General features: G+C 35.7%; 10 protein-coding genes. All 10 read right to left on the bottom strand.

Annotation, left to right across the window (positions count from 1 at the left end; all coding sequences use genetic code 11):
• Positions 1–979 (bottom strand): RnfABCDGE type electron transport complex subunit B (locus tag N2201_06725; protein MCX7785897.1); only part of this gene is annotated, 979 nt, incomplete at its 3' end.
• Between the two features lie 82 nt (positions 980–1,061).
• Positions 1,062–1,652: an electron transport complex subunit RsxA gene (locus N2201_06730; protein ID MCX7785898.1), complete on the bottom strand. Its 591-nt coding sequence runs from the start codon at positions 1,650–1,652 to the stop codon at positions 1,062–1,064.
• A 3-nt stretch (positions 1,653–1,655) separates the two neighbouring features.
• Positions 1,656–2,276, bottom strand: coding sequence for an electron transport complex subunit RsxE (gene rsxE, locus N2201_06735; GenBank protein ID MCX7785899.1), 621 nt, complete (start codon positions 2,274–2,276; stop codon positions 1,656–1,658).
• Complete coding sequence (locus N2201_06740) at positions 2,276–3,028, bottom strand: T9SS type A sorting domain-containing protein (GenBank protein ID MCX7785900.1); 753 nt, start codon at positions 3,026–3,028, stop codon at positions 2,276–2,278. The genes rsxE and N2201_06740 overlap by 1 nt, the downstream gene beginning before the upstream one ends.
• A gap of 1 nt (position 3,029) precedes the next feature.
• The gene (locus tag N2201_06745) at positions 3,030–3,641 is read right to left on the bottom strand and encodes a hypothetical protein (GenBank protein ID MCX7785901.1); all 612 of its coding nucleotides are present in this window, start codon (positions 3,639–3,641) and stop codon (positions 3,030–3,032) included.
• Between the two features lie 116 nt (positions 3,642–3,757).
• Entirely contained in the window at positions 3,758–4,894 is a 1,137-nt protein-coding gene (locus N2201_06750) for a hypothetical protein (protein ID MCX7785902.1), read from the bottom strand.
• A gap of 21 nt (positions 4,895–4,915) precedes the next feature.
• A complete protein-coding gene (locus tag N2201_06755; GenBank protein MCX7785903.1) occupies positions 4,916–5,200 on the bottom strand; it encodes a 4Fe-4S binding protein in 285 nt (94 codons plus the stop codon).
• A gap of 284 nt (positions 5,201–5,484) precedes the next feature.
• Positions 5,485–6,072: an RnfABCDGE type electron transport complex subunit G gene (locus N2201_06760; protein MCX7785904.1), complete on the bottom strand. Its 588-nt coding sequence runs from the start codon at positions 6,070–6,072 to the stop codon at positions 5,485–5,487.
• A 124-nt stretch (positions 6,073–6,196) separates the two neighbouring features.
• Positions 6,197–7,255 carry an RnfABCDGE type electron transport complex subunit D gene (locus N2201_06765; protein MCX7785905.1) on the bottom strand — a complete coding sequence of 353 codons (1,059 nt, stop codon included), beginning with the start codon at positions 7,253–7,255 and terminating at the stop codon, positions 6,197–6,199.
• Positions 7,242–8,582 (bottom strand): electron transport complex subunit RsxC, encoded by a 1,341-nt coding sequence (gene rsxC, locus N2201_06770; GenBank protein ID MCX7785906.1) that lies wholly within the window; start codon positions 8,580–8,582, stop codon positions 7,242–7,244. The genes N2201_06765 and rsxC overlap by 14 nt, the downstream gene beginning before the upstream one ends.
• Between the last annotated feature and the right edge of the window lie 387 nt (positions 8,583–8,969).

An 8,969-nucleotide genomic window follows, 5' to 3' on the forward strand; every position in this document is an offset into this window, starting at 1 on the left:
AGGCACCTGCCATTGTTATGGCTTTAACTGGACAGACCTTGAAGCACTCACCGCAACCAATACATTTGGCAGTCAGAACTTTGTGTCGTTCGCCGAGTTTTCCTTCGATTGCCTTAAATTGACAGACTTTAACACATTCGCCACAACCATTGCAAACCGAAGAGATAATGGCATAAGGTCGTGCTTTAGCCCGGTCAACATAAGATTTGCTCGGACATCGATGGACGCAGATTCCACAATCAGTGCATTTCGAAAAATCCATTACTGGCAGATTATTAACCATTGTCAGAGCGCTATAGGGACAGGCGCGAATACAGATATTACAAGCAAAACAACCGACCGTGCATACATCTTTTACTGCTTTGCCTTTATCTTTTGACACACAGGCGAGATATACAAGTTTGGTTCGAGGAATTAATCTTAAAGTGTGTTTGGGACATTCTTTAACACAGATGCCACATCCGGTGCATTTTTTTTCATTGATTACCGGTAGGCGGTTCTTACTCATTTTAATTGCGCCGAATGGACAGACCGAAGCACAATGTCCAAAACCAACGCAACCAAAGACACAACTTTTGTTTCCGCCGTGCATTATATACGCCTGACGGCAATCAGTTCCACCATCATAAATAAATCGCTCCCGACACTCATCTTTTCCACCACGACAAATTAAAGCGGCAATTTTAGGTTCTTCATACTGAACTTCTTTACCCATAATTTGCGCAAGTTTTTCAGCAACTTCTTTGCCCCCAGGAAGACAACGATTTAATGGTGCATTTTCTTTGATTATCTTTTCCGCATAGACCGCACAACCAGCAAATCCGCAAGCACCACAATTAGAGCCGGGTAAAGTTGATTTTATTTTGTTCTCTAACTCGGATGACTCAACGGCAAGTTTTTTAAATATTATTGCTAATCCCACACCTAAAACAAAGCCTAATCCACCTAAAACAAAGACTGATTTAATTAGAACCGCCATTTTTAATCCCGGTTAATATCTATGATTAGTAATAGATAATAATTGATGAAGGATGATAGTTGAGATGAGACAAAAATTGATTTCATAATGAGAGTCCAAATAGTCCAATAAACCCAAGAAATGCTAAAGCCACTAAGGATGCTGAGATAAAGGCAATCGGATAACCTTTTAGTGAACGCGAAATCGGTGCGTATTCTAATCGTTCCCGAATTGCGGAAAATAGAATTATGACTAAAGCAAATCCTAAGGCTGTGCCAATTGCAAAAATAGTTGATTGGAACAGGGAGTATTTATAATCAATAACTAAAAATGTTACGGCTAAAATCGCACAATTGGTCGTAATCAAAGGTAAATAAATGCCCATTCCAACATATAATGCCTTAAAATTCTTTTTTAAGAACATCTCCACAAATTGAACTAAAGTGGCAATAACTAAAATAAAGGTTGCGGTACGGAGAAAGATTAAATCAAGCGGTAATAATAGAAAATGGTAGATTATCCAAGTTACCCAAGTCGCAATCAGCATTACGAATAGGACTGCAAAACTCATCCCAAAAGCAGTAGTCAAAGAAGTTGAGACACCGAAAAATGGACAGAGCCCAATATAACGCATTAATAGAATATTGTTAACAATGAATGCAGCAAGGAAAATTAACAAAGGATTAGTATTCATACTTTAGTCAACAGATTCTGGTTTGATAATATATTTATTAATTAATGCTTTTAAGATTCCGATTAAGAGAAATCCTCCAGGTGGAAAAATCATAAAGAGCATTGGTTGAGAGACTAAAAATTTAGGACCGATTAAGATACCAAATATTGAACCTTTGCTAAGATATTCACGCACTATTCCCATCAGCACAATCACTAAAGTAAAGCCGATTGCTTTGCCTAATCCGTCAAGGAATGAGTCAAAGACTGTATGGTGATACGCAAAGGCTTCAGCCCGACCTAAGATTATACAATTAACCACAATTAACGGGACAAACACGCCTAATACTCGATAAAGGGCAGGTGCATATGCTTGCATCACATAATCAACAATTGTCACAAAAGTTGAGATGATAATAATGAAAATTGGAATTCGAACTGAATCCAAAACAAATTTTCGAATTGCGGATACGACAATATTAGAGCAGATTAAGACAAAAGATGCGGCAACACCCATACCTAAAGCATCTTTTGCTGTTATCGAGGTGGCTAAGGTTGGGCATAAACCAATCATAATTACTAAAATCGGATTTTCGATAATAATTCCATCAGTAAGATATTTTAAGCGACTTACTTTTCGTTTCATTAGTTAATCTTAATAAATTTCTGGAACACAGTTTTATCCTGACTGAATAAACCGATAAAATATATGCCAGGATTTAATGCTTTAAGGTCAACAGTAAATCGAGATTTTGTTGGTATGGCGATTTTAGGTAATACGGACTTACCAGAAATGGTATAAATCTCAATGTAACCATTAAATTGTCTATCCTTAGTTTCTAATTCCAGATTTGTTTTGACAATGGTTGGAATTAGAATATTTAATTTAGATTGTGTGATAAATTCATTCTCAACAATTCCGACAGGTAAGACATTGATATCAATTGGTGTTGCTTCTTTACTTTTTGCACCATTATCACCATAGAATAATTTTGCTCGAAATCTGCGAGTGCCAGCAGTGGTTGGCGCCCGGAGTATCCACAGAAATTCGATGCTATCAGGTAAGTTCTGTTTTTCGTTATAATTATACGGAATAACATTTCCATTTGGGTCTTGTCGGATAATCCAGCCATCGTTTGAAGGCAGATTTCCGGTTCCATTGACTAACATTATTCCGGCTAATCGATTTGTGGTTGGTCCTAATTTGAGGATAACACTAATATTTATTTCTTGATTAACATTTATTGAGAGGGGAATATTAGGATGAAAATAAATTGTTGCCCGGCCACCTGTCGGATGATTGCCGCAGGAACCAATAGTTAAATTTCCATCACCACAAGCATAAGCCAATAAATTTGTCGTGATTAATAATATACTGAAAAGTATCCATTTTTGCATATTACAGTCCTTTCAATAATAATGAGCATTGGGTGACGAATTTTTTCGAGTGCTTAACAACGCTATCAATTTGAGCAATAAGGTCAGAGATTTTCTTTTTGGTCTTTGGGTCTTTTTCTTGCTTGTTTAGAGTTTCAAGATTAGCGCGCAGTGAATGTAGTTTGCCTAATCCGTCAAGGAGTTTGGTCGTAGTTTCTTTTAGAGCAAGATTGATTGTCTTAAAATCACTCGGCGAATTATTTTTTACTTCAATCTGGGCAGTCGTTTGTGATGTTTTAATATCGCAAACGCGCTTAACACTGATTAATGTTTTAGGTTCCGCAGTCAATTTTACGATTAAAGACTTTTCATACTCAGTAGCGCTTTTTTTATTCCAATCAGTTTGGCTGAGGATTTTGCCACCATCAACTGATATTTCAGATGCAGTAATGTCTAAGGGACAAGGGATATGTTGATTACGAACGGAAATCAATACTTTAATCTCTTCACCAATGGTACCAGAACTTTTCTCCGGAGTTATTTTAATCGTACAGGCATGAATACTTGTAATTAAACTAATTATTAATCCGATAGCCAAGGGATATGAAAATGCTAAATTTTTAGTCAAATTCATTTTTCCTCCTATAATAGAGTAATGTCAGAATTGACACCAGCACTACATAGTGATTTGATAATCGAATAGAAGATAGGATTTTTGGTATTTTATGTGTCTTTTGTCGTAAATAATGGTTATAGGACATAACGAACTTCTAAATTAGTCTGTAAAACTGGTCTGTCATCTAATAAGTCAATTCCAGTGCCGAAGAGAACAATTTGAGTTCTGGGAAATTGCCGAATAATTATTCCAAGGTCTAATTCACTGTTTTGGTCTTGATATTGTTTGTCAAATCGATGGTAATAATTGATTTGGAAGTTGGTTGGTTTAGTAGGAAGTATTGTCATTTGTAAAAATCCTACTTTGCGGTCGCTCGGTCCAAAGCGCATCCGTTCACCGAATCCTGCCAATCCTAAAAGCACTGCTTTATTACTTATTAGACTTCCCAGTTTTGTTCTTAATAGGTTTGTCCGATAATCTAAATAACTGATTATCGTATAATAAATGCGTGAATTATCAAGTTCATATCTGGGAGTCAATTCACTTATTAGAGATAAGTTTTTGGTAATCTGCAGGTTCACTAATCCATTCAATATGTATTCATTAAATGTTTTAACACGGGCAAACTGCCGGGTAAATGTTATTTGAAATTGTCGAAGGTCAAAGCCGATTGCCAAGAGACTATTTTCGCCATAATTGGCATTACAAAGTTGGCGAAAACACAATCTCTCTTCGAGCAAAACATCCTTTTGACAAAAGAATCCATTCTGACCAATATCTGTTGCCACGGTCCCGATAAATAGTTGACCATTATATTGATTCCATTTTCGCTTTATTGCGATTCCATCCATTCGGACATCGAAGATATAGCCCAATCCACTCTTGTAATGTTGACGACCTAATCTAACTTGCCATTGATTAGTCATAAAATCGGCAAAACCTTGCCAAATACCCCAAACAATTCCTGTTTTTGCAACTCGGAGTGGACAATTAATTGTATTTGCAGGTCGATATTTAACAACCATATTTAATAAAAATGACAAGTTTATCGGAGTTTTATAGGTTATTGCTGAGTTTATTTTCGGAAAATAATAATGCTTTGAAACATCAGATGATACAAAATAATATGAATTTGCCAGTTCAATGCCCCAAGCAAAATTATTATTGATTTGTCTTAAATTTCCCATTAGTTCTGAAGGACACTGACAAGCCGAATAGACTAAAGAGAAAAATAGTAAGATTCCAATAAACGGTAAAGTAAATTTTGACATTTATCGATGATTCTTCAATTTTCAATAAGTTGTATCTTTTATTGCTTGATATCGGCAGACGCGTTTACAAACACCACATAAGGTACAGAGCATAGTATCAATATGGGCTTTCCAACTGACAGTATCTAATTTAATTGCATTAAATCGACAGGAATCAACACAAACACCACATCCAGTACATCTCAAGGTATCTACGACATAGTAAGTTTTAGGCTGAGGCAATTCTTTTTTCTTGGTACAAAATAAGATAGATGTTAATAATCCGATTGCCAATAACCACCAAAATAATAGAGTCAATTTTCGCATATTATCATTCTTTCTATGTTTTAGCCATAATTATACAAATGTTATAAATCAAGGTCAATATGATTAATTGTGACATTTTCTATTGAAAGTTATTAATCTCGTTCACTTACACTTAACTTGAAATTAATTAGTATTAAAACCGTTATCGATTGGGGTAATATTCATTAAGATTGTGCGCATATGCAATTAAGTTCATCTTCATTGTGTTAAAAAAATGTAGTTACTGATTTACTTCACTTGGGTTGATGGTGATGGTATTAAGTGATTTATGCGGTATGTAATATTCAATGTTTTTCTTCATAAATTGTATCAGATTGTGGTTGTTTGATACTATCAGTTTGGAGATAATGTTTATATTTTTCAATACCGAGGCTAATGCCGTCAACAACTGCTCGAGATGAGATGGTTGCGCCCGTTATTGCTTGAATATCACCACCATCTTTGACAAGTTTTAATTCCTGATAACTCTTATTACAAAACTGGTCTTTGAATTGCGGACTCTGGATTTGTGCGCCCAACCCAGGAGTTTCTTTTAGTCCTTCAGATGCGGAGCCAATATAAATTTTCTTGATGGTCAGGTCAGAACCTAATCCAACTAATATTGGTATCGGACCACCGTAACCACGTGGACCAACCTTAAAAACAATACCAATTTTTTGATTTTGTTCATCAAGACCGAGCCAAACCGTGTCTTTAATTACTTCCTGAAAAATTTCTGCATTGGGCAAGACATCAGATAATCTGAATAGTAAGTTTTCTCGTGTTTGTTTTTCAATCTGACCTTTTGTTATGGTATAGACTCGAGATAAAAGAACAGCAGAAATTAGACAGACTAAAAATAGCGATATGACCATCCAAGTTAGTGATTTCACAGGCTACCAATAAACCCTAAATTCAAAATCGCAGATTCCCAATAAATCATAATGACAAATCTCAAAATTATAGATATTGAAATTTTCATATTATCAATTACTTTGGATTTGGGAATTTTTATACTCATTTTGCGCCGAATGCTTTGGGTTTTGTGTAACGGTCAATTAACGGTGTGGCAACATTCATTAATAAGATCGAGAAAGAGACACCTTCTGGATAACCGCCCCAAATTCTAATTAACATTGTAATAATTCCGCATCCGACACCAAAAATCCATTGTCCCTTAGGTGTGATTGGTGATGTGACATAATCTGTTGCCATAAAAAATGCGCCTAACATTAGGCCACCAGAAAAGATGTGAAAAAGAGGAGATAAAGGAGTCGGTAAAATTAGTGACAGAACTAACACAGTGCTTAGATAAGCGAGCGGGATTCGATAACTGATAAATCCTCTTATCAAAAGATAAATAGCACCGATAAGTAATAAAATTGCTGAAGTTTCACCAAGACAACCACCACAATTACCAATAATAAGATTTTTTATTACAGGCAGAGAATTCAATTGTTGAATTATCTCAGGAGATTTATTTAATTTTGCTAAAGATAAAGGAGTTGCTTGAGTAATAGCATCGTAACCTGCAAGAAAACCAGATTTTGGAGCCATCCAGGTTGTAGTCATAAGTTGCGGCCAGGATACGGTTAAGAATGCTCGTGCCGCTAATGCCGGATTAATAAAATTATAACCTAAACCACCAAATAACTGCTTGGCAACAACAATAGCAAAAGCCGAGCCGATAAAAGGTAACCATAAAGGAACTCCTGGTGGTAAATTAAATGCTAAAAGTAATCCAGTAATTACTGCACTGCCATCAAAAATCGTAATTTTTCGACCAAAGAATTTTTGAGACAATGCTTCAAATAAGACCGCAGAAAAGATACTAATAACTACAATGCCTAAAGCACGAAGTCCAAAGAAATAGATTGCACCGAGTAAAACCGGGATTAAAGCAATTACCACTGACCACATTATTGCTGAGATTGTAATCTTGGAACGAATATGAGGCGAGACCGAAACATATAATTCTTTGATTACAATCGGACGGGTATTATTTGATGTCAGTAAGGTCTGATTACTGATATCAGACGTTGTTTGATTATTTACGTTTTCTCTATTTATAGGCATCTCTCAATTCTCTTTTTGCATAGATAAATGCGTGAACTAACTTTATTTTTGCTGGACAGACATAAGCACAACAACCACATTCAATGCAATCGAACAAATTGTAGGCTTGCGCTTTTTCAAATTCTTTTTTACGAATAAAATTATTCAGTTCACAAGGCAATAAATCCATTGGACAAGCAGAAACACATCGCGCACAACGGATGCAAGGGGCTTCTTCAGATACTTTGACTTCTTCTTGGCTTAAGATAACAATACCTGATGTTCCTTTAATGATTGGCAATTCATCATTATATTGGGCGATGCCCATCATTGGGCCACCAAAGATTATTTTTGCCGGCTCTTTAATATAACCACCGCAAAAATTTATTAAATCATAAACCGGTGTTCCCAAGCGAACTAAAAGATTTTTAGGTTCACGGATACAACTACCAGTAACTGTGACGACTCGTTCAATTAATGGCTTATTAAAGCGACAGGCTTCATATACGGCCAGTGCAGTGCCAACATTTTGGACTAAAGCCCCAACATCCATTGGTAAGCCACCTGAAGGAACTTTGCGGTTGAGTAATGCTTTGATTAGTTGTTTTTCTGCTCCTTGCGGATATTTAGTCTTTAGTCCGACAACTGAAAACCTGTTATCTTGAGATATTGATTGTTTCATTACCTTAATCGCATCAGGTTTATTATCTTCAATACCAATTATAACTTGCGAAACATTGAGAATTTTGGCAATAATCTTTGCGCCCTCAAAGATTTCATTAGGTTTTTCTAACATTAAGCGGTGGTCAGCAGTTAAATACGGTTCACATTCACAACCATTAATAATTAAGGTGTCAATCGGTTTTTCTTTCGGCGGTGAAAGTTTAACATAAGTGGGAAAAGCAGCACCACCTAAGCCAACAATACCAGCATCGCGAATAATACTGATTAGTTCTTCTCTTGAAAAATTTTGGTAATCCCTTTCTTTAATATTTTCTTCCCAGATATCTTGTCCATCAGATTCAATGACACAAGTTAAGGTGCGGGTAGGAAGCACTGGATGGTCGATTTCACTTATATCAATCACTTTTCCCGAGATTGAGGCGTGAATTGGAACTGAGATATATCCTTCGGCTTCACCAATTTTAGTTCCTACTTTGACTGTATCGCCAATCGAGATAATAGGTTTTGTTCTGATGCCAGTATGTTGAATATAAGGGCGAAAGACGCGTTTGGGTATTGGAGCCTTTTCAATTGGTTTATGAGCGGATAATTCCTTAAACTCTTTAGGATGGACTCCGCCCTTAAATCCAAAAAAAGGACGATTTCTACTTAAAACTTTAAACATCGCATAATTTTAGTAAAGAATGGATAGATGTCAATAGACTGATTTACATCCAAAAATAATCATATCAAAATGTTGTTAATAAAATGGATTTCTACGGCTTGTTATTGAAAATACTGATTTTAATATTTGAGAAACTGAACTTTTTACTTATCGTGTTAATAAAATGGATTCCTTCGGATTGTTATTGATTGCTATAAAGATGCTATTATTACTATTTCGTTTCTATCAGTTTCTATTCAGTCTCTCTCTTCTCTGTGTCTTTGTGTCTCTGTGGTAAAAGTCCTTATCTCAACATATTTCTTTGCATCTTAAATCTGTGGTGTTAGCACATTGTAAATAGACTGATTTTTCTAACTTTATTATTAGTTTCGAAACAGGCTTTATTGA

The sequence above is a fragment of the candidate division WOR-3 bacterium genome, assembly GCA_026418155.1.
Lineage (GTDB): Bacteria > Hydrothermota > Tepidihabitantia > Tepidihabitantales > CAIPLT01 > JAOABV01.